This is a genomic window from Nonomuraea sp. B5E05, from assembly GCF_039880665.1.
Taxonomy (GTDB): domain Bacteria; phylum Actinomycetota; class Actinomycetes; order Streptosporangiales; family Streptosporangiaceae; genus Nonomuraea.
Map to the genome: position 1 here is coordinate 1 of NZ_JBDPMJ010000016.1, position 20,795 is coordinate 20,795.

Annotated in this window: 22 protein-coding genes and 1 tRNA gene; 16 read left to right on the forward strand and 7 right to left on the reverse strand. The window is 67.4% G+C overall.

Going from position 1 to position 20,795, the window contains the following annotated elements:
• Positions 1–30 precede the first annotated feature (30 nt).
• From ABGB01_RS27140 to ABGB01_RS27155, 4 genes are all read left to right on the forward strand, one after another.
• Positions 31–615 carry an ISAs1 family transposase gene (locus ABGB01_RS27140; protein ID WP_347776362.1) on the forward strand — a complete coding sequence of 195 codons (585 nt, stop codon included), beginning with the start codon at positions 31–33 and terminating at the stop codon, positions 613–615.
• A gap of 280 nt (positions 616–895) precedes the next feature.
• On the forward strand, positions 896–1,162 hold the full coding sequence (locus ABGB01_RS27145) for a hypothetical protein (RefSeq protein WP_347776363.1): 267 nt from the start codon (positions 896–898) through the stop codon (positions 1,160–1,162).
• A gap of 559 nt (positions 1,163–1,721) precedes the next feature.
• Entirely contained in the window at positions 1,722–3,176 is a 1,455-nt protein-coding gene (locus ABGB01_RS27150) for a S1 family peptidase (RefSeq protein ID WP_347776364.1), read from the forward strand.
• 127 nt (positions 3,177–3,303) lie between these two features.
• Positions 3,304–3,834: a hypothetical protein gene (locus tag ABGB01_RS27155; RefSeq protein WP_347776365.1), complete on the forward strand. Its 531-nt coding sequence runs from the start codon at positions 3,304–3,306 to the stop codon at positions 3,832–3,834.
• A gap of 176 nt (positions 3,835–4,010) precedes the next feature.
• Here ABGB01_RS27155 and ABGB01_RS27160 read toward each other — a convergent pair whose 3' ends face one another.
• Entirely contained in the window at positions 4,011–5,435 is a 1,425-nt protein-coding gene (locus ABGB01_RS27160) for an IS1380 family transposase (RefSeq protein WP_347776366.1), read from the reverse strand.
• Between the two features lie 667 nt (positions 5,436–6,102).
• Here ABGB01_RS27160 and ABGB01_RS27165 point away from each other — a divergent pair.
• The 5 genes from ABGB01_RS27165 (at position 6,103) to ABGB01_RS27185 (ending at position 9,905) form a co-directional block, all read left to right on the forward strand.
• Positions 6,103–6,321: a hypothetical protein gene (locus tag ABGB01_RS27165; protein WP_347776367.1), complete on the forward strand. Its 219-nt coding sequence runs from the start codon at positions 6,103–6,105 to the stop codon at positions 6,319–6,321.
• On the forward strand, positions 6,318–8,144 hold the full coding sequence (locus ABGB01_RS27170) for a cell division protein FtsK (RefSeq protein WP_347776368.1): 1,827 nt from the start codon (positions 6,318–6,320) through the stop codon (positions 8,142–8,144). The genes ABGB01_RS27165 and ABGB01_RS27170 overlap by 4 nt, the downstream gene beginning before the upstream one ends.
• A 147-nt stretch (positions 8,145–8,291) precedes the next feature.
• Entirely contained in the window at positions 8,292–8,468 is a 177-nt protein-coding gene (locus ABGB01_RS27175) for a helix-turn-helix domain-containing protein (protein WP_347776369.1), read from the forward strand.
• Between the two features lie 98 nt (positions 8,469–8,566).
• The gene (locus tag ABGB01_RS27180; protein WP_106240258.1) at positions 8,567–8,719 is read left to right on the forward strand and encodes a ribbon-helix-helix domain-containing protein; all 153 of its coding nucleotides are present in this window, start codon (positions 8,567–8,569) and stop codon (positions 8,717–8,719) included.
• A 4-nt stretch (positions 8,720–8,723) separates the two neighbouring features.
• Complete coding sequence (locus tag ABGB01_RS27185) at positions 8,724–9,905, forward strand: site-specific integrase (RefSeq protein WP_347776370.1); 1,182 nt, start codon at positions 8,724–8,726, stop codon at positions 9,903–9,905.
• A gap of 102 nt (positions 9,906–10,007) precedes the next feature.
• Here ABGB01_RS27185 and ABGB01_RS27190 read toward each other — a convergent pair.
• Both ABGB01_RS27190 and ABGB01_RS27195 read right to left on the reverse strand, forming a co-directional pair.
• A tRNA-Pro gene (locus ABGB01_RS27190) sits at positions 10,008–10,081 on the reverse strand.
• Between the two features lie 65 nt (positions 10,082–10,146).
• Positions 10,147–11,010 (reverse strand): metallophosphoesterase, encoded by an 864-nt coding sequence (locus ABGB01_RS27195; protein WP_347776547.1) that lies wholly within the window; start codon positions 11,008–11,010, stop codon positions 10,147–10,149.
• Positions 11,011–11,099: 89 nt separating this feature from the next.
• Here ABGB01_RS27195 and ABGB01_RS27200 point away from each other — a divergent pair, with 89 nt between their 5' ends.
• Entirely contained in the window at positions 11,100–11,558 is a 459-nt protein-coding gene (locus ABGB01_RS27200) for a GatB/YqeY domain-containing protein (protein ID WP_347617307.1), read from the forward strand.
• Between the two features lie 217 nt (positions 11,559–11,775).
• Here ABGB01_RS27200 and ABGB01_RS27205 read toward each other — a convergent pair whose 3' ends face one another.
• Positions 11,776–14,025, reverse strand: coding sequence for a transglycosylase domain-containing protein (locus tag ABGB01_RS27205; protein WP_347776371.1), 2,250 nt, complete (start codon positions 14,023–14,025; stop codon positions 11,776–11,778).
• Between the two features lie 243 nt (positions 14,026–14,268).
• Here ABGB01_RS27205 and ABGB01_RS27210 point away from each other — a divergent pair, with 243 nt between their 5' ends.
• Positions 14,269–14,565 (forward strand): WhiB family transcriptional regulator, encoded by a 297-nt coding sequence (locus tag ABGB01_RS27210; RefSeq protein ID WP_090771382.1) that lies wholly within the window; start codon positions 14,269–14,271, stop codon positions 14,563–14,565.
• 55 nt (positions 14,566–14,620) lie between these two features.
• Here ABGB01_RS27210 and ABGB01_RS27215 read toward each other — a convergent pair whose 3' ends face one another.
• On the reverse strand, positions 14,621–15,748 hold the full coding sequence (locus ABGB01_RS27215) for an ArsA family ATPase (RefSeq protein WP_132514715.1): 1,128 nt from the start codon (positions 15,746–15,748) through the stop codon (positions 14,621–14,623).
• Positions 15,745–16,746 carry an ArsA-related P-loop ATPase gene (locus ABGB01_RS27220; protein WP_347776372.1) on the reverse strand — a complete coding sequence of 334 codons (1,002 nt, stop codon included), beginning with the start codon at positions 16,744–16,746 and terminating at the stop codon, positions 15,745–15,747. Before ABGB01_RS27220 ends, ABGB01_RS27215 begins: the two co-directional genes overlap by 4 nt.
• Before the next feature lie 119 nt (positions 16,747–16,865).
• On the opposite strand from ABGB01_RS27220, the gene ABGB01_RS27225 reads away from it, so the two are divergent.
• Genes ABGB01_RS27225 through ABGB01_RS27240 form a run of 4 tightly spaced genes read left to right on the forward strand, consistent with a single transcriptional unit; the run spans position 16,866 to position 19,116 of the window.
• Positions 16,866–17,021, forward strand: a complete 156-nt coding sequence (locus ABGB01_RS27225; protein ID WP_165959776.1) for a hypothetical protein — start codon at positions 16,866–16,868, stop codon at positions 17,019–17,021.
• The gene (locus ABGB01_RS27230; RefSeq protein ID WP_347776373.1) at positions 17,018–17,476 is read left to right on the forward strand and encodes a RidA family protein; all 459 of its coding nucleotides are present in this window, start codon (positions 17,018–17,020) and stop codon (positions 17,474–17,476) included. Before ABGB01_RS27225 ends, ABGB01_RS27230 begins: the two co-directional genes overlap by 4 nt.
• Before the next feature lie 54 nt (positions 17,477–17,530).
• A complete protein-coding gene (locus ABGB01_RS27235; protein WP_347776548.1) occupies positions 17,531–18,328 on the forward strand; it encodes an NUDIX hydrolase in 798 nt (265 codons plus the stop codon).
• Positions 18,325–19,116: an MBL fold metallo-hydrolase gene (locus tag ABGB01_RS27240; RefSeq protein WP_347776374.1), complete on the forward strand. Its 792-nt coding sequence runs from the start codon at positions 18,325–18,327 to the stop codon at positions 19,114–19,116. The genes ABGB01_RS27235 and ABGB01_RS27240 overlap by 4 nt, the downstream gene beginning before the upstream one ends.
• Position 19,117: 1 nt before the next feature.
• Here ABGB01_RS27240 and ABGB01_RS27245 read toward each other — a convergent pair whose 3' ends face one another.
• Entirely contained in the window at positions 19,118–19,798 is a 681-nt protein-coding gene (locus tag ABGB01_RS27245; protein WP_347617301.1) for a Crp/Fnr family transcriptional regulator, read from the reverse strand.
• A gap of 213 nt (positions 19,799–20,011) precedes the next feature.
• Here ABGB01_RS27245 and nth point away from each other — a divergent pair, with 213 nt between their 5' ends.
• Positions 20,012–20,734: an endonuclease III gene (nth, locus tag ABGB01_RS27250; protein ID WP_347776375.1), complete on the forward strand. Its 723-nt coding sequence runs from the start codon at positions 20,012–20,014 to the stop codon at positions 20,732–20,734.
• Positions 20,735–20,795: the final 61 nt, after the last annotated feature.

Sequence of the window (20,795 nt, forward strand, 5' to 3'; positions counted from 1 at the left end):
CACGCGCAGTAGCACCACTGGAGAGCCGCGATGCGGGGAAACTCGCCCGTCCGGTTCGGGGAGGGGCCGCGCGGAAACGCCCCGTCAAGGGAACCGCGCCGCGCGGCCTACTCCACGCCCACACTCCTGCGCCGGCTCAAGGCCCTGCCCTGGCGCGAAGCGATCCTCAACGACCGCACCGACGAGACCGGCCACGGCCGCCGCGAGATCCGCCGCATGAAGATCTGCACCGCCCGCCCCGCACTGCCCTTCCCCCACGCCGCCCAGGCCATCCAGGTCAAACGCCGCCGTACCGACCACCGCACCGGCAAGACCACCATCGTCACGATCTACGCCATCACCAACCTCCCACCGGGCCGGATCACCCACGCCCAGCTCGCCACCCTGATCCGCGGCCACTGGAGCATCGAGGCCCTGCACCACATTCGCGACGTCACCTACCGCGAAGACGCCTCCCGCGTCCGCACCGGCACCGCACCCCGCATCATGGCCGGCCTGCGAAACCTGGCCATCGGCCTGGCCCGTCTGATCGGTTGGACCAACATCGCCGCAGCCACCGACCACTACCGCAGTCACCCCGCCGACGGACTCCAGCTACTCGGTTTCACAACATGAGAACGCATCGGCCCTGGGTGGTCATGGCTACCTCCTTCGGTGGGGGTGCCAGCCGTCTCACGACGGCGTGCGCTCGGGGGTTCCGCAGCGGTTTCCACTGGGAAACTGTGGGAAACCGTGAGCGTGAGGCACGCCGCCCCTCTCCGGCAAAAGGTGAATGATTCCTATTTCTGCGAGCGTGTATTGCGGTGTTGCCCGCGCAAACAAATCCGCCTGCCACGATTAAATAGATTTTGGTATTGTTTTGAAGGCTAAAGCCTTGAATACGCCCGGCACGGATATGCTGACCGGCACGGTGGTCGACCGGCCCGCCGTCGGCGACCCCGCCCGTGCCGTGCGCGTCGAAGGCTCGCGCACCGTGCACCTCGCCGGCACCGGCGTCGACCGCCACGACGAGGAACTGCCCGCCCCGGCCTGCCACACTGGCATCGCGGGGTGGGATCCCCGCCGTCTGCGTTCCTCGCAGGCGCCGGTCACCTGCCGGCGGTGCCTGCGGCTTATTCAGCGCCTGCAGGTGTCGGTGCTGGCGCACGACACGCTCTTCTGACTCGCCACGGTGGCTGGCCCGGGATCTATTGGCTGGGACAGGCGTCGGCGGCCAGGCGCCTGTACCCGATGGTGTTAGCCGCAGCGTACTGGATGAGTGCGTGCCTGCGAGCGCTCACGGCCCGCCTCCGGCCGCGATGGCATCCTCATATTCGGTGATTGGCCCGGTGGATTCGTCACCGACTCCCGCCACCGGCGGCCTGACTGGCTGGGTACGCACGGCCAGCTTGGCCGGCTGCGGTGGCGGAGTGGGCGCGCAGCCAAGCGAGAGACTTATGAATCGAGCAGCCCGAAACGACGCCTTTTCTCCTGTTGGTTATTCCGTTGCGTTACGCGCCGCAACACTCCGTCATTTCGCAGATGCACAAAACGCGCCCATATGCTGCGCGTACTACTGTGAGCGATCATCGCAACACAATCCGCACGAAAAGGCTGCACGGTGGATCATAGATGACTACCCACGAACTTCAAGGGTTGATCTCAATGGGTTTATCGCGAAGGATTTTGTTGGCAACCTCCACACTTGTGCGGCGTTATAAACGTCGGGAATTGGAGAGTCCTTGCCGAAGCTCAGCCACCGCGCCGCCCTCGTCCTGGCAGTAGTGATCCCATTCGCTGCCGTTTCCCCGTCTTCTGCCTATGCGGCCAGCCCTACCCCGGAGCCGTCTCCGAGCACGGGAGCCATCACTCTCACGGCAGAGACTCAGCCTGTTCTAAAGCGACCCACGCTGGACAGACTGTCAAAGGAGGCGCGCAGTAAGGGAATCACGCTCAAGCAGGCTCTCGACAGATATGCCGCGGAGGTCATCGCCAAGAATCCATCCACTCAACGCGACATGCCGGACGGGCCCGTTCCTGACCCAACGATTGATGTCGACGGCATCCCCTTTGCCAGACTAATCGACCTCAACCGCATCGCTGAAGCGGAGGGGATCAGCTTCGAAGAGTCGATCGATCGCCATGCCTGGTCTCCACGCCTTTACCCCATCGCCGACTCGCTTCGGTCCAGGTTTCCTGATGACCTTGCCGGGCTTAAGATCACTGACGACGGCCGCGGTGCCTTCATCGCCTTCAAGGGCCAGATTCCACCGGAAGCTGTCAGCCTCGCCAAGCAGCTTCCCGTAGAGGTCGTGCTCGTCGGCAACAAGGGGTTCTCCGAAAAGGAGCTCGAGCAGCTCGCTAAGTCACGTTACGACGCACTTACGGGTCACCCAGAAGTGGCCCTGGCGGAGGCTACAACAGACTTCGAGACTGGGGCCGTCACTCTCACGGCCGAGCTCAAGAAGGAGGTCGCCGCGAACCGGGCAGCACTGCAGGCCACCCTCCAGCCGGAGCCTTCACCCAACGACAAGATCAATCTAAGTTTAAACATTGTCGACTCAATAGGGTATGAGCCCATCGACGACTACCTCAGGGGTGGAGGATTCCTGGAGGAAGGTTCACCCGGAACGACCAGATGCACATCGGCCTTCAACGCGATCTCTACCTCTGGAGAAAGAAATGCGGTAACCGCTCGACACTGCTCACGTCCACTCTATTTCTGGTACAGGAACCACCCGGACTACTACACCAAGGGAACAACGTTAGGCCGTACGGGTAATGGCGACCCGTATGATCTGGCTCGCTACGGAGGAGGCAGCCTTACATACACCCGAACCTTCTACTACGACCTGAACACTCCCCGGTACGTAAGAGAGATCATGAACGCCCCCTCGGTGAATCAGCGCATCTGCTCGTTCGGGAGAACAACCGCCGGAGCTGATCGCCCCGCCCAATGCGGAAAGGTCGTCAGGCTCCTCGCACAAAGCATTGCTGGCCCTCGCGCCATAGTAACGGACTACCTCATGCGTGAGGGGGACAGCGGAGGCCCGGGCTACTTTGACTCCATAGCGATCGGTGTAAATAGCGGGATTTATGCAGATAGGGGCGAGACGCTCCTATCATCTGTCAAGGGGTACTCATCCGCGGACGGTTTCGGCACCTCCTGGAAGGTATGGAGCTGTCCGACCTGCTGACCCTCGGTCTCCCCCGTTGCGGTGGAGTTCGCGGCACTCACAGCGGGACGCGACCCTGCGTTAAGCATTGATGCTCAAACTATGAGGAAGGTACTCATCCAAGCCCTCCAGATGGTTGGATGCATCTATGAGACTGTTACGCTGCCGTCCTCGACCCACCGGCACAGCCATCTTGGCTCTGCTGATACTCCTTGCGGCCTGCGCCTCACTGGACGGTGGCGTAGCGGTCACAGCACCTCGTACCGGCCAACCATCCGATGCCGCAGCAAGCGGTATCGACCATGTAACTGCGGTTGGTCACGACCCGAAGATCGTCGTACGCAGCTCAACTCTCAACTTCCTCGTCGCTGCAAGAGGGGAGCTGAACTACAACTCCGCGAACCGATGCTTAGAGCTGATGATCGCTGGCTCACCACCTGCTGGGCTTGTCTGGCCGAAGGGTACGACCCCGACACAGATCAACGGTAAACGCGGCGTTACTGTCCCCGATATCGGCAATATTCTGCAGGGATCTTCGATGGCCCTGGTCGGCGGGTTCGAGAAATGGGGCAAAAGCAAGCCCTTCGGATATAAGGTAGATGGGGACATCGACTGCCTCACTCATGCTCCGAATGGTGACGTCTTTGTCATCGGGTCTGTGGAAAAGGTCGGCGTCTAGCTAGCCTCGATGATTCACGGGTTTGGGTGGCTGCGCCCAGCGTGACGGCTGGATGATTTGTGGATCTTCAATTGGGTTTCTGGGCAGGGTGCTGGCCCCGGCGGTCACGCCGGTGGTGCCGGGTCCACGGGCCGGTGGTGTCTTGCCGGTCGGGGTGTCAGGGGCAGGGCTGGTGCTCAGGTGGGAGCGGGCAGCGCCAGGACGGATGCGATGGCGTGTCGCAGTTGGTGGGCCCAGGGCCAGGTGCAGGGGATCTTGATGGTGCGTCGCCGTTGGCCGCGGACCAGGCGGGCGCTGGTGTGCAGCAGTGTGTAGCGCAGCGTCGGCGGTTCGGCGATGGCCAGCTCGGCCGCGCAGCACAGCAGGCGGAACCAGGACAGCAGGTCGCAGCCGATCGCGGCGGCGATGATCCAGGCCTGGTTGATGGCCAGCGACCAGGACGGCAGAGCGGCCAGTCCGGTGTTCTTGCCGCACCGGATGAAGTCCTCCACCCGGGCGTGGACGCGGTGGCGCGCCTCGCCCTGCTGCAGCGGCAGGGCGGTGGCGGGGGTGTTGGTGGCGATCAGCTGGTAGCGCCAGCCGCGCGCCTTCTCGAAGTCGGTCAGCTTGGCGCCCGGGGCGGGTTTCTCCCGGCGGACCAGGATGCGCATGCCCGCCGGCCAGGTGGCCAGCTTGTCACCGCCGGCCGAGTGCCGTAGCAGGCCGGTGAGCTCGGCGGTGCCGGCCTTGTCCAGAGGGCGGGCCTGGCCTGTGTCGTCCAGCACGCACGACCACGCGTCGGCGGGCAGCGCGGCTATCGCGGCGCGGGCCCGCTGGTCGAGGTCGAAGCCGACCGAGTAGTGGGCCCGGCGGCTGCGCGTGTTCAGCGTGGTGATGAACTGCAGCAGCTCGATCGTGGCGCCGGCCCCGTCGCAGGTGATGAGGATCCGCCGGCGATGCTTCGGCGGGATCTGTGCGATCGCGGCGGCCAGCACCTCGAGGTGATCGGTGATGGTGTTGGCGCCCGCGTTGCCCGGACGCAGCTTGATGGCCAGGCACTCGCCGGTGTTGTCGCACCACGCGGTCAGCGGGAACAGCCCGTAGCTGCCCTTGAACGTCCCCGCCGCCGCCTCTTTGTCGCTGTGACAGACCTGGATCGTGGCATCCAGCCGGATCACGACCCAGTCGCCGAGGTCGCCGTAGCAGGTCCGCGAGGCCGGCACGCCACCGTGCCGGGCAGCGATCAACTCCCATACCCGCCGCCGGGCCTTCGCACGAGCAGCGGCGATCTTGTCGAGCTGCCGGGCGGTCACCTCCTCCAACGCCCGCCATGCCGTCGACGCCGAGGCCACCGGCCCGAATAACTCGCCCTGATCGCGCAGGGTACGGATGTGCCGGATCGCTGTCCCGCCATCAGCGATCATCACACTCAGATCGGACAGTACCTGGCCCCGGTCATGCACCACCTGCCGGCCGCGCACCCGCAACGCCGCCGACAGCTCGCTGGTCAGGCCGGACTTGAACGCCAGCATCCGCAGCCCCGCCGTACCGACGTGAGGGACCACGCCGTGACCGCCGACCGTGACCGCCAGCCCTTGCATCCACTTCGGGATAGTCTGCACGCGAAGAGTGCTCCTCGCTCTGGAAGGTTGTTGATCTCGACAATCCGTAATCTTCCAGATCAGGAGCACTCTTTGCTGTTCAACCGATCATCCGGTCTGAACTCTCACCAGCAGCCGTGAATCGCCGAGGCTAGTCGCCGGGGCACAGGAACAACCAGCGTGAGCAATCTCTTCTGGTAAGGACACAGCCCCCGGGCCAGCCAATGCCGTTTAGATAAGAAATGATCATGGTGTCGTCTGGGCGGTCGATGGCGTGGGCAAGAGTGCGACTGTCGGCGGTCCTGCGTATCGGATGCCCTTGTCGGAGGGGCATCGCTCGCGATAGCTGCTCTTGCGCGAGCGTTTGACGGCTCGCGGGTAGGAACGGTACCGGCGGCGCGGGTTCATGTTCCGTCCGTGCGCGACCTGGTGAAGGGCCCGAACCCAGGAGGCTTCGGGCGGCTCAGGGGGAAAGCCGCACGGTCGGTGACCGAGCGGCGCACGATGCGGACGGTGCCCAGAAACTTGATCCGGTCGGGGTCGAGCCCGGCCGTGGTGGCGGCGGTGCAGATCAGCGTGCATAACGCCCAGTGGTCAGCAGGAGGCCGCCCACCGCAACACCACCGCCGCCCAGCTCCTGACGGCACTCACCCACGACTCTTCGCCCCTGCTCCCGCTGTGGGAGTACGTGATCGCCGCGCTCGACGACATCGATACCGTCATCGACGAGGTGACCGGCCTGCGCGCCGAACTGGCCAGCGTCCGCTACCAGCGCGCCAACCTGCTCGCCGCCATCCGCGCCACCCTGGCCGCCCACCACGACGGCGACGACGACCCGCTCTATTACGTACGCGACGAGCTGCACGCCCAGATGCCCGCCGACCACAGGACGGGCGAGGGCCGATGAACAGACACCGCGCCTCACGCTACGAACTGCGGCGCAACGCGCGCCGGATGCGCCGCTACGGCGTGCAACCCATCGCCATGATCGACGATCTGGATCTGGCGCCCCTGGCCGTCGCCGGGATCGCCCGCCTGGCCTGGCGCTACCGGTCCGAACTCGCCCCGCTCACCATCGGCGTGAGCGTCCTGGCCGCGAGCATGGTCCTGCGGCGCTGGTTCCCCGACTGGTGGCCCACCGTCATCATCGCCACCGCCCTCGTGGCTGGCGCGCTGGCCCTGTGGGGACGGTGGGTCAACCTCACCCGCCCGGTCGAACGCGCCTACGCCGCCGTCACCACGGCGTTCGCCGGAACGTGGCTGACCCTGGCCACCTCTCTGGGCCCGTTCACCGACCCTCTACCCGCCGTGCTCGGCGGCGGCACCATCGTGCTGGCCGTGCCCTGGTGGGCGCACCGCCGCAGGCGTGCCCGCGTGCGCGTGGAGCGCACGCTGGCCGCCTGGCCGGACATCGCCCAAGCCGCCGGCCTGGCCGGATCCCGCATCCAATCGGCCATGGTCGATCTGTGGGGCTACCGCTTCCGCCTCGGGCTGGGCGTCGGCCAGACCGTCGAAGACGCCATCAACGCCGTCCCCCGCCTGGAATCGGCGCTCGGCACCACCCGCGGCGGCATCCGCGTCCAGCCCGTGGCCAGCAAGAAAGCCAACCGCGCCGACGTACGCGTCATCGAAACCGACCCGCACGCCGACGCGATCGCCTGGCCAGGCCCCGCCATCACCTCGATCACCCAACCGGCCAAGCTGGGCCTGTTCGAGGACGGCAGCCCGGTCCGCGTCCCCCTGCTCCGCCGACATGCGCTGTTCGCGGGCATGTCCGGGGCAGGCAAGTCCGGAGGCGTCAACGTCCTGCTCGGCGACCTGACCGCCTGCCAGGACGTGATCCTGTGGGCCGTCGACCTCAAACGCGGTATGGAACTGCTCCCGTGGGCGTCCTGCATCGACCGGATCGCCACCACCCCGCAGGAAGCAGAGGCTCTGCTCGCCGACGCCGTGGTCATCCTCGACGGCCGCGCCGACGACCTCACCACGCGCGGCGAACGCGTATGGGAGCCCTCACCGGAACGGCCCGCGCTGATCATCGTCATCGACGAGTACGCCGAACTGGCCAGCGAGGCACCACGCGCGATCGACCACGCCGACTCGATCGCCCGACGTGGCCGCGCGCCGGCGGTCAACCTGATCGCCGCCACCCAACGCCCTTCCAAGGACGCGATGGGCAAGAGCGCGGTCCGCTCCCAGATGGACGTCCGGCTGTGCTTCCGCGTCCGGGAAGCCCGCGACGGGGACCTCATCCTGGGACAGGGCATGGTCAAGGCCGGATGGCACCCGCACAAGCTGGACGCCCCCGGCAAGTTCCTGATCAGCTCGCCGGAACACGACATCCCCCGCCGCGCCCGCACGTACCTGCTCGACGATGAGGGCGTACAGGCCACCGCCGAACAACACGCCGACCACCGCCCACCCCTCGACGAGGTGTCCGCCCACGCCCTGGAACGCGCGGCAGAGATGCCCACCCAACCGCCGCACTCCACCATCCGGCCCTCACCCCGGCACGCACGCGACAACCCCGTACGAGCCGTTGAAGACACCCTCACCGCCACGCTGAGGCAGGCCCCGAGCGACGGGGTGAGCATCGGCGACCTCATGCGCGCGACCGGCATGCGCCGAACCTGGGTCTACCAACGCCTCCAAGAGCTGAGCCGCACGCGCCAGGTCGAACAGGTCTCACGGGGCCGCTGGCGAGCCCTTCCGGAAGTGCACGATCCGTAATCGTCCGCGTCCGCCGTCCGCGTCCGTCCGCGCGTCTGCGCGTATAGAGGCCGTGACAGGCGCGGACGGACGAACCGGCGGACGATCACCATCCGTAACCGGCGACCGTGCGCGGGCACACCTCGACGACCGAGAGGGGGGATGCACATGCAGGCATACACCGTCGAACAAGTCGCGGAGATGCTGAGCGTCGGACGTGACAAGGTCTACTTCCTTCTCCGTACGGGACAGCTCAAGAGCATCAAGATCGGCAAGCTGCGCCGGATCACCGACCGGCACCTTGCCGAGTTCGTTTCCTCACTGGAATCGATGGACGAGGCGTAGAGCATCGTGCTACTACGTTCTACAAGGCCGGTTGTCCGGAACCCCGCACAACCGGCCGGCGCCTCTTGATAACTGCATGACACGAAAGGAAGCCGTCTATGACGAGCGACCGAACGACCCTGCCTCCCGTACGCGTGGACACGGAACTGAAAGACCGTCTCCGCAAGTACGCCGAGTCGCAGGAACGAGATGTGTCGTGGGTGATCAGGAAGGCGATCGAGGAGTACCTCAACCGTCACGAGAAGGGGTGATCCCTTGGCCAAGATCCTGATCGGCAAGTACGAAGCGACCATCTATCCCGAGGGCGACGGCTACACCGGAGCCATCTCCCTCGGATTCGGCCCCGACGGCAAACGCCAGCGCCTCAAGCGCAAGGCCAAGACCAAGACCGCCGTCAAGGACAAGCTGATCAAGGCCGTCAAGGCTCTTGAGTCCGGCGTCACCGCATCGGAGACCTACACCGTGCGCGATGCCGTCAACGACTGGCTCAGCAAGGGCCTCAAGGGCCGATCCGAGAACACCGTCACCAAGCAACGCATCCTCGCGGAGACGCACGTTATCCCCAGGCTGGGGAAGATGAAGCTCCAGCAGCTACGTGCGGATCACGTGGATGAGTGGCTGGACACACTCTCCGGCGACCTGGCTACCAGGACGCTCAGAGACGTCCACAGCGTGCTGAAGCGGGCCATCCGGCAAGCTCAGGCGCGTGACCTGGTGCTGAGGAACGTCGCCGAGCTGGTCACCACGCCCACGGGCAAGGACGGCAGGCCCAGCAAGGCACTCACTCGCCATCAGGCGGACGCGATGCTCCAGGCTGCCGCGTCGTTCGAACTCCACGCCTACGTGGTGCTCAGCCTCACCACGGGCGTCCGTACTGAGGAAGCCCGCGCGCTGCGCTGGGATCACGTCGTCGCGTGGATCCCCAGCCTCAAGGCGTGGCAGCCGGTGACCGAGGCAGGGTTCAAACACAAGAGGTTCGCCATCTACGTGTGGCGAGCCGACCGAGTAGGAGGGGACACCAAAACTCGCAAGTCACGGCGCACGCTGGAACTGCCCAAGCTCGCCGCCGAGGCACTCCGGCACCACCACGCTCGCCAAGCCGCTCAGAAGCTCAAGGTGGGCGGGCTGTGGCAAGATCACAACCTGGTGTTCTGTACGAGCGTCGGCACCCCGCTGGACGCCGCGAACGTGCGGCGGGCGTTCCGGCAGATCACCAAGAACGCGGGGATTGGAACCGACTGGACACCCCGCGAGCTGCGTCACTCGTTCGTCTCCATCATGAGTGACCAAGGCGTACCCATCGAGACCATCGCCGATCTCGTCGGGCACGCAGGTACGAGCGTCACGGAAGCGGTCTACCGGCACCAGCTCAAGCCGGTGATCACGAAGGGCGCTCAAACGATGAACACCGTGTTCGGCGACAAGCCGACGGGTTGAGTCCGAGTGAGTTGGCTCCCCGATTGGCTCCTATCGACTTCCAGAAACGGAAAAGGGCCCGACCCGCTTAGCGGATCAAGCCCTCTACCTGGTCAAACTCTGTCGGGGTGGCGGGATTTGAACCCACGACCTCTTCGTCCCGAACGAAGCGCGCTGCCAAGCTGCGCTACACCCCGGTCGCACGCCGTCGTGCACGTGCTTGGAAAAGTCTAGCGGACTCCCAAGGTGGATGTGACCGCCTTTATCGCCGGGGGACCAGGGTGAGGAGCGTCGCTTCCGGGAAGCAGGCGAACCGGGCCGGTGCGTATGGCGAGGTGCCGAGGCCGGCGGACACGTGCAACCAGGCCGAATCGTGGCGGCTCAGCCCTTTCACCCTGGCCCGGTCGATGCCGCAGTTGGTGACCAGGGCGCCGTAGAACGGGATGCAGAGCTGGCCCCCGTGGGTGTGGCCGGCCAGCAGAAGTTGGTAGCCGTCGTCGGCGAAGCGGGTCATGTTGCGCGGCTCGGGGGAGTGCATGACGCCCAGCCGCAGGTCGGCGTCCGCGGGAGCGGGGCCGGCCACGAGGTCGTAGCGGTCGCGGGAGATGTGGGAGTCGTGGATGCCCGCCACGGCCACGTCGAGGTCGGCCACCTTGATGCGGGCCGTGGTGTTGTTCATGTCGAGCCAGCCCTCGGACGCCATGCCCGCGCCGAGCTCTTCCCACGGCAGGTTGGGGACGTGCTGGCGGCGTTCGTTCTTGGACGTGCGCCACAGGTAGCGGGCCGGGTTTTTCGGCTGGGGGGCATAGAGGTCGTTGGAGCCGTAGACGAACAGGCCCGGGCGGGACAGCAGAGGCTCGAGGGCGTGCAGGAGGGCCGGGACGGCCTCCGGGTGCGCGATCGAGTCGCCGGTGTTGACGACCAGGTCGGGCTCCAGGGCGCCCAGGGAGCGCACCCATTTGATGAGCATCGAGCGCCCAGGCGTCAGGTGCAGGTCGGACAGGTGGAGGATGCGCACGGGACGGTGGCCGCGCTCCAGCACGGGTACGTCGAAACGGCGCAGGCGGAACCAGTTGCGCTCCACCACGGAGGCGTAACCCAGTCCGGCCAGGCCGAGACCGAGCATGGACAGTGGCAATGCGACGGCTTTCCTCACCCATTCATGATGCCCGACATCCGGCGCGGGGCGTTCGCGCAGGCGGCAAGATGGTGCGCATGAGCGCATTGAAAGACAAGCTGAAGGCCGATCTGACGGCTTCGCTGAAGAGCCGGGACGAAGTACGCCTCCGGACGATTCGCATGGCCCTGGCGGCGGTGAACGTCGAGGAGGTCTCCGGCAAGGAGGCCAGGGAGCTGACCGATGACGAGATCATCAAGGTGCTGACCAAGGAGGCCAAGAAGCGGCGCGAGGCGGCGGAGGCGTTCGGCAACGCGGGGCGGGCCGAGCAGGCGCAGGCGGAGCTCGACGAGCAGGCGGTGCTGGAGGCATACCTGCCCGCTCAGTTGTCGGACGACGAGCTGGCGGCGCTGGTCGATGCCGCCATCGCCGAGACGGGCGCGTCGGGGCCGCAGGCGATGGGGCAGGTCATGAAGGCCGTCAACCCGAAGGTGGCCGGGCGGGCCGAAGGTGGCCGGGTCGCGGCTACGGTGCGCGCGAGGCTGGCGGGCAAGTAGTTTCGGGGCGGAATCGCCGTACAGCGTCTTCAGCCGCCCTCTGCGGCCCTCTGGCACGGCTGTCATGGCCGGGGCCTCCTCTCGGACGGGCGGAGGCCTCAGCCCGGCGCTCTGTCGGCCTGAGAGCCGCGCCCGCGCAAACCAGCCCGTGCGAGTAAACACGTGCCCGCGCCAAGCAGCCCGCGCAAGCCCGCGCCCGGGTGAGGACCGCGTCTGTTCAGCCGCGGCCGCGCCAGCCCCCGGGCCGTCCGTCGCCGCCGCGCCCCTCCCAGGCGGGCCTGTCGCCGTCACCGGGCCAGTCGCGGTTGCCCGGGTCGAAGATGTCGAGCGGGCCCCTGTCGCCTCGCCGGTCGTCGCGCTTCTTCTTGGGTTTGGGCGCGCAGTTGTCGGTGCACCCGCCGAACCGCGACTTGTCGACCGCCGTGAAGTGCCGCGGCTCGACCCCCTTCAGGGCGGAGAGCATCGAGTCTTTCCAGATCCGTCCGGAGATGGAGGACCCGTACACGTACGGGTAGTAAGTGCCGCCGATCGTGATGCCGATCAGCTTGTGGGCCGAGGTGCCGCGCGGGTCGCCGAGGCTGACCGCGGAGGCCAGGTTGGGCGTGTAGCCGGCGAACCACGCCGACATGTAGTTGTCGGTCGTCCCGGTCTTGCCGGCCGCGTCCCTGCCGATGCCGCCCACGCCGCTCATCGTGCCCTTGGTGAAGACGCCCTCCAGGATGCCGTTGACCGCGTCGGCGACGTCTTCGTCGATCGCCTGAGAGCACTTCGGTTCGTACTGCTTCGTCGCGCCGTTACGGTCGGTGATCTCAGTGATGGCCAGCGGCTTGCAGTATTTTCCGCGCGCCGCGAACACCGCGTACGAGTTGGCGATCGTTACCGGGTCGACCTCGTTGACCCCCAGCGTGAAGGTCTCCACCTCGGAGAGTTTCTGGCCGTCGGCCCGCTTGACCCCGAGGCGCTTGGCCATCTTGACGACCTTGCAGAGGCCGACCTCCTGCGACAGCTTGACGAAGAAGGTGTTGACCGACCCCCACGTGCCGGTCTGCAGGGTCTTGAAGCCGCCGCCGCCCTCGCTGGAGTTGCGCACGGTGTGGCTCGGGTCGCCGACGTTCTTGCCGTCGCAGTTCTTGAACGAGCTGTAGCTGCCGGCCTTGTAGCCGGAGGGGGAGGGGAAGCCGTCGCTGTACTTCATGCCCTCTTCCAGGGCGGCGGCCAGCGTGTAGACCTTGGCCGTCGAGCCCTGCTGGAAGCCGCGCCCGCCACCGTGCGCCGCGTCGGCCACGATGTTGTAGCTCATCTCGTTCTTCTTCTTGCTGCCGCCGAACTTGCGGGAGGCGGCCATGGCCTTGATCTCGCCGGTGCCGGGCACGATCATGGCCTGCGAGGCGACCGGCTTGTCCTTGGTGCTGACGTACTTCTTGATGGCCTTGTCGGCGGCGGCCTGCATCTTGGGGTCGATCGTGGTCTTGATCTTCATGCCGCCGCGCTGGAGCAGCTTGCGGCGCTCGTCCTGGTTCTTGCCGAAGTCTTCGTTGTTGAGAATCTCGTACTGGACGTAGAGGCAGAAGTATGGATATTTGCTGGACTCGCAGCCGCCGGACATCTTGATGTCCTCGTAGCCAAGCTTCTTCTTCTTGGCCTCGGCGGCCTCCTTCGGCGTGATCTTGCCGATCTGGGCCATCCGGTCGAGCACGACGTTGCGCCGCTCCAGCAGCCGCTTGCGGGAGTCGGAGTCGACGTTGGGGTCGGTGCGCGCGGGGTTCTGCACGGCACCGGCCAGCGTGGCGGCCTCGGCGAGGTCGAGCTCGGAGGCCGGCTTGTCGAAGAAGCGTTTGGCCGCGGCCTGGATGCCGTGGGCGCCGGCGCCGAAGTAAGCGATGTTCAGATATTTCTCGAGAATCTGGTCCTTGGTGTACTTCTTCTCGATCGCCATCGCGTAGCGCAGCTCGGTCAGCTTGCGGGAGAGGGTGGGCGCGATCGCCGCCTGGTATTCCTCCGGCGTCTCCGCCTTGTTGACCAGCACCTGCTTGACGTACTGCTGGGTGATGGACGAGCCGCCCTGTGTCACGCCGCCGCTGGTGAAATTCTTCATCAGCGCTCTGGCCGTTCCTTCCACATCGATCGGTCCGTGCTGGTAGAAACGGAAGTCCTCGATCGAGATGAGCGCCGTCCGCATGATCGGCGCGACCTTGTCGAGGGGCACGGACTGACGGTTTTCGAAGTAGAACCAGGCGATCTTCTTGCCGTTGGCATCGAGCAGCTCGGTCCGCTCGGGCAGAGGAGGCTCATCGAGGTTTTCCGGCTTGAGGTTGAGCCCTTCGACGGCGCTCTTCGTGGACATCCCGGCTCCGCCGACCGCCGGCAGCGCCACGGCGGCCGCGAGCACCCCGGCCGCCGATCCGGCGATGATCAGTCGCAGGATGTTGAGAACGGGGTTGGAGCGATCTTTGCCGCGAGCTTGCACGCTACCTAGCGTACGTCGAAACGGTGACCGAACCGGTAGCGCGACACCATTTCGCCTTGACTGACGGGGGTGACTAGTCATTCCCGGTCAAGATCACGCTCGAGAAATTGGTCCTCTGGGGTCTGTCGGCCCGAACGTCTCGTTGCGTACGTTCTCCCTGCGGCAACTGAATACGGAGGCTCGGCGCCCGCGCCCGTCGGCCCCAAATGACGACTGACCACCTAAGGGGAGTGGGGTCGAAAAATGTGGATCACGGATTGGACCTCCCGTGCCGCCTGTAAGGGTGCGGATCCGGATGCCCTGTTCGTGCAGGGCGCCGCGCAGAACAGGGCGAAGCTCATCTGCCGGGGTTGCCCGGTCCGCACGGAGTGCCTCGCCGATGCGCTGGACAACCGCATCGAGTTCGGGGTGTGGGGCGGCATGACAGAACGAGAACGGCGTGCACTGCTTCGTCGGCGTCCTGACGTCGACTCGTGGCGAGACTTGCTCGAGTCGGCCAAGGAAGAATACGAACGAACCAACGAGTTGATCGCGGGCTGATCAGGCCCACGAGCGAGTACGGCCGGCGCCGTCCGCCGGCCGTACTTTCTCTTTGTCAGGCGGTCGCCAGCAGGTCACCGATCTGTCGCAGACCTGTGAGATCGTGGACGTCCTCGGACATGGCGCGGACCTGCACCACGGGCACCGTGGGGTGGGCCGAGGCGAAGTGCTCCTGCTCGCGGCTCTCGCGGGCGGTGAGCTGCATCCGACCGGCGTGCAGCCGCAGCACGGCGGCGGTCAGCTCATGCTCGCCCCTCGACTCCAGGTCCTCCGCGGCCGCGGCGCTGCGGGCGGCTGAGAGCGCCGGGGCGGGCGACACGTGCACGCGGTTGACCACGAGGCCGGCCAGGGGCATGCGCTCCTCGGCCAGGCGCTCGACGAAATAGGACGCCTCGCGCATCGCGTCGCGCTCGGGCGCGGCCACCACGAGGAAGGCCGTGCCGGGGGCCTGCAGCAGCTGGTACGTCATTTCGGCCCGCTGCCTGAACCCGCCGAACACGGCGTCGAGCGCGGACACGAACGTCTGCAGATCCTTGATCACCTGAGCGCCGAGCAGCTTGGTCATCGCGCCCGCCATCAACCCGAACCCGGCGTTGAGCAGCCGGAACGCGCTGCGCCCCCCGGCCTTGGCCGGAGCCGTCAGCAGCCTGATGAACCTGCCGTCGAGGAACCGCCCGAGCCGCTCGGGAGCGTCGAGGAAGTCGAGCGCGTTCCGCGAGGGCGGGGTGTCCACGATGATCAGGTCCCACTCGTCGGAGCGGCGGAGCTGGCCCAGCTTCTCCATGGCCATGTATTCCTGTGTGCCGGAGAAGCTGGACGAAAGGGACTGGTAGAAGGGGTTCGACAGGATCTGCCGGGCCCGCTCGGGATCGGCGTGCGCCTCGATGATCTCGTCGAACGTGCGCTTCATGTCGAGCATCATGGCGAACAGCTGGCCGCCGCCCTCGGGGGAGCTGACGAGGCGCGGCGTGTTGTCCAGCTCGGTCAGCCCCATCGACTGGGCGAGGCGCCTGGCGGGGTCGACGGTCAGCACGACCACGCACCTGCCGCGCTCAGCGGCGCGCAGTCCGAGCGCCGCCGCGGTCGTGGTCTTGCCCACGCCGCCGGCGCCGCAGCAGACGATGATCCGGGTGCCCTGGTCGTCGAGGATCGCGTCGATGTCGAGGGTTGCGGGCTTCTTCACGCTGCTCCCTGGGTGCGCATGCTCTCCGCGAGTTCGTACAGGCCGGCCAGGTCGACGCCGTCGGCCAGCAGCGGCAGTTCGTAGCTCTTCAGGCCCGCCTCGGCCAGCGACTCGCGCTCGGCCTTCTCCAGCTCGGTGCGGTGGGCGTGCTCGACGAGTTCCTCGGCGAGCGCCTCGGCCATCGCCGTGGCCTCGGCGCCGTCGGCCACGCCCGCGGCCTTGAGCCCCAGCACGAACTCACCGGCGTCGAAACGGCCCCTGACAGCCGTGTCAAGAGCGGCCTGGGGCAGCAGCGACTCGCGGACCATGTTGACGAAGATGCCGCCGGCGGGCAGTCCGGCGGCGCGGAGCTCGGCGATGCCGTCGAGCGTCTCCTGGACCGGCATTTCCTCGAGCAGCGTGACGAAGTGCACGGCGGTCTCGGGGGATTTCACCACGTTGTTGACCAGCTCGGAGTGGTTCTTGATGGGCCCGACCTTGGCCAGGCCCGCCACTTCCTGGGTGACGTTGAGGAACCGCGCGATGCGGCCGGTCGGTGGAGCGTCCAGGACGACGGCGTCGTAGATCCGGCGGCCGTTCCTGCCCCGCCGGCGTACGGCCTCGGTCGTCTTACCGGTGACGAGGACGTCGCGGAAACCCGGCGCCACGGTGGTGGCGAAGTCGACGATGCCCATCTTGGTCAGCGCCCGGCCCGCGCTGCGCATCCCGTAGAACATCTCCATGTACTCGAGCATGGCCGCTTCCGGGTCGATGGACAGCGCGAAGACGTCGCCGCCCGAGGGCGCCACCGCGATCTTGCGCTCTTCGTACGGCAGCGGCGGCAGGTCGAAGATCTGCGCGATGCCCTGCCGGCCCTCCACCTCCACGAGCAGCACCTTTCGGCCGCCGGAGGCGAGAGCGAGAGCGAGAGCGGCGGCCACGGTCGTCTTGCCGGTGCCGCCCTTGCCGGTGACCACGTGCAGTCGCACGCCGGCCCAGTCCGTGTCCGGAGAGTCCACGATTCGAGGCTACCGAACGGTCACTTGTCGAAAGCCGACGACCACCCTTTGAGATTGCTCACACTGGCGCCGCGTCGGTGGCAGGTGGTGATGACGGTTCTTGTGAGACGCTGACAGCCATGAAGAAATGGGAATATCTCACAGCCCCGGTGTTGATCCACAACACCAAGATGATCCTCGACAACTTCGGCGCCGACGGCTGGGAGCTGGTGCAGATCCTGCAGGGCGCCACGCCCGAGCAGCTCGTCGCCTACTTCAAGCGGGAGAAGCAGTGACGCCTGAGCAGAAGATCGAAGAGCTGGGCCTGACGTTGCCGCCGCCCGTCGCGCCGGTGGGCTCCTACGTCGCCACCGTACGCACGGGCGACCTGGTCTACACCTCGGGCCAGGTGCCGATGCTGGAGGGCAGGCTGCACCAGACCGGCAAGCTCGGCGTCGACCTGGGCGTCGACGAGGGCCGGGCGCAGGCCCGCATCTGCGCGCTCAACGCCGTCGCGGCGCTCAAGGGCGAGCTGGGCGAGCTGTCCAGGGTGCGGCGGATCGTCAAGGCCGTGGTGTTCGTGGCCAGCGCGCCCGACTTCACCGAGCAGGCGCAGGTGGCCAACGGCGCCAGCGATCTGCTCGCGGAGGTCTTCGGGGAGCAGGGCAAGCACGCCCGCAGCGCGGTGGGCGTGGCCGTGCTCCCGCTGGACGCGCCCGTGGAAGTGGAGCTGATCGCCGAAGTAGCCTGAATCGGGATATGTCACCATGACCGAGTGATGTTCTAAGGAGGTCGGGTGACCGGAATTCCGCTTCCAGCCGAGCTCGCCGCGCGGGCGCGGGACGTTCTCGCCGGACGGGTCGAGCCGGTGCCCGCGCGGGACGCCGCCACCGTGGTGTTGCTGCGCGAGGGCCCCGAGGTCTACCTGCTCCGGCGCAAGTCCACGATGGCCTTCGCGGCGGGAGCGTACGTCTTCCCCGGCGGCTCCGTGGACGAGCGCGACGCCGACCAGGCGGTCGCCTGGGCCGGGCCGTCTCCCGCGGAGTGGGGCGCGGTGTTCAAGGCGAGCGAGCGGCTGGCGCGGGCGCTGGTGTGCGCGGCCGTACGCGAGACGTTCGAGGAGTCGGGCGTGCTGCTGGCAGGGCCCGGGCCCGGCTCCGTGGTCGCCGACACGACCGGCGACGACTGGGAGGCCGACCGGCTCGCCCTCATCGACAGGAGCCTGGCCTTCGCCGACTTCCTCGCCCGGCGCGGCCTGGTGCTCCGCTCCGACCTGCTCAAGCCGTGGGCGCACTGGATCACGCCGGAGATCGAGCGCAAGCGCTTCGACACGCGCTTCTTCGCCGCCGTGCTGCCCGACGGCCAGCGCACCCGTGACGTGGGCGGAGAGGCCGACCAGGTCGTGTGGCAGCGCCCGGCCGAGGCGGTCGAGCTGGCGCGCCAGGGGGAGATCTTCCTCATGCCGCCCACGCACCGTACGCTCACCGAGCTGGCGGCCTGCGACAGCGTGGGCGACGTCCTGGCGACGCCCAGGGAGATCGTGCGCATCATGCCCAGGGCGGTCGAGATCGAGGGCGAGATGCGGCTGGTGGTGGCTCCGTGAGCGGTCTGCGCATCCCGATCGGCACGCCCGACGGATCCCGTACGGAGCACGCCGAGAACCTGCTGGCCCCCAACCCCTCCGCCATGACGCTCGACGGCACCAACACGTGGCTGATCGGCGCGGGCGAGGAGGTGCTGGTCGTCGATCCGGGGCCCGAGGACGAGTCACATCTTCAGCGCGTACGCGACCATCTCGGCGAGCGCCGCGTCACCGAGATCCTGCTCACCCACGGTCATTTCGATCACAGCGGCGGCGCCAGGCGCTTCGCCCGGATGGTGAACGCGCCCGTGCGGGCCCTCGACCCGCGCCACCGGCTGGGCGACGAGGGCCTCGCCGACGGCGACGTGGTGACCGTGGCGGGGCTGGAGCTCCACGTGTACGGAACGCCTGGCCACTCGTTCGACTCGCTGTGCTTCTGGTTGCCCGCCGACAGGGCGATGCTGACCGGCGACACGGTGCTCGGCAGGGGCACCACGATCATCGCCCGCGACGGCGGCCTGGCCGACTATCTCCGCAGCCTCGACCGGCTGAGGACGGCGGCGGAGAGCCTGGAGGCGCGGGCGTTGCTGCCGGGCCACGGGCCGGTGCTGCCCGACCCGATCGGCGCGCTCGACGGCTATATCGCGCACCGGCGCGAGCGGCTCGACCAGATCAGGGCGGCGCGCGAGCAGGGCGCGCGCACGGCACGCCAGATCGTCAAGATCGTGTACGCCGACGTCGACCGGTCGCTCTGGCCGGCGGCGGAGATGTCGGTGCTGGCCCAGCTGGACTATCTCGACGCCTCATGACCTATCTGGACCGGTTGTAGAGCCGGTCGATGTCGAGGATGACCACGGCCTTGGCCTCGATGCGCAGCCAGCCGCGCTGGGCGAAGTCGGCCAGCGCCTTGTTGACCGTCTCGCGGGAGGCGCCGACGAGCTGGGCCAGCTCCTCCTGGGTCAGGTCGTGGTGCACCCGGACGCCGTCGTCGGTCTTGATGCCGAACCGCTCGGCCAGGTCGAGCAGCTGCTTGGCCACTCGCCCGGGCACGTCGGTGAACACCAGGTCGGCCAGCACGTCGTTGGTGCGGCGCAGCCGCTGGGCGAGCGCGCGCAGCAGGTGCAGAGCCACCTCGGGCCGGCCGGTCAGCCAGGGCCGCAGGTCGTCGTGGCCGAGCCCGGCCAGGCGCACCTCGGTCAGCGCGGTCGCCGTGGCCGTGCGCGGCCTCGGGTCGAACAGCGACAGCTCACCGAACATCTCGCTCGGCCCCAGCACGCTGAGCAGGTTTTCCCGCCCGTCCGGCGACGTGCGGGACAATTTGATCTTGCCGTCGAGCACGACGTAGAGGCGGTCGCCCGTCTCGTTCTCGTGGAAGAGCGTCTGCCCCTTGGGCAACTGGACCTCGGTGATGCTGGTGCGCAGCGCCGCGGCACTCTCGCGGTCCAGCGCGGCGAACAGGGGGGCCTTGCCCAGCACATCTTCGGTGTTCACACTGCCTCCTCTGCTGCCATTGTGACTCACCCCACTTCGGGCGGCACACACAGGTTATGGGAATGCCGGGGTGTTCCGGGTGTGCCCGTGTTGATCGGGTTTACCGGATTCCGGGAGGAAAGTTACCGGACGCCCCTCTGGGTGCCCGACAGGAGGCCGCCCGCTGCGGCCATCGCGGGTCCAACCGTTTGCCAGAGCTTCTACTCTTGCGGCATGGCCACGAACGCGGCGGGGCGCAAGCCGGAGACCCAGCTCGCACGGGTGCGGCGGGCGCGCAAGATGAACCGCATCCTCGCGGAGACCTATCCTGACGCTCATTGCGAGCTCGACTTCACCGACCCCCTTGAGCTGCTGGTGGCGACCATCCTGTCCGCGCAGTGCACGGACAAGCGGGTCAACATGGTCACTCCCATTCTGTTCGCGAAATATCCGTCGGTGGCCGACTACGCCGCCGCCGACCGGTCCGAGATGGAAGAGATCATCCGCTCGACCGGCTTCTTCCGCGCCAAGACCAACAGCATCATCGGCATGGCGCAGTCGATCTGCGAGCGCCACGGCGGCGAGGTGCCCGGCCGGCTGAAGGACCTGGTCAAGCTGCCCGGCGTGGGCCGCAAGACGGCCAACGTGGTGCTGGGCAACGCGTTCGACGTGCCAGGGCTCACCGTCGACACCCACTTCCAGCGGCTGGTGCGCCGCTTCGGCTGGACCGACGAGACCGATCCGGTCAAGATCGAGCACATCGTGGGCCAGCTGCTGCCCAAGCGCGAGTGGACGATCTTCTCCCACCGGGTGATCTGGCACGGCCGCCGCATCTGCCACGCCCGGCGCCCCGCGTGCGGCGTCTGCCCGCTGGCCGCCCTCTGCCCCTCGTACGGCACCGGCCCCACGGCCGCCGGCGAGGCGGCGAAGCTTGTCAGGAACGGCCCCTTCTCCTGAACAGGGGAAGTGATCGACGCCACGGCGTGTTGGAGGATGCGTGACACAAGTGCCCGACTGG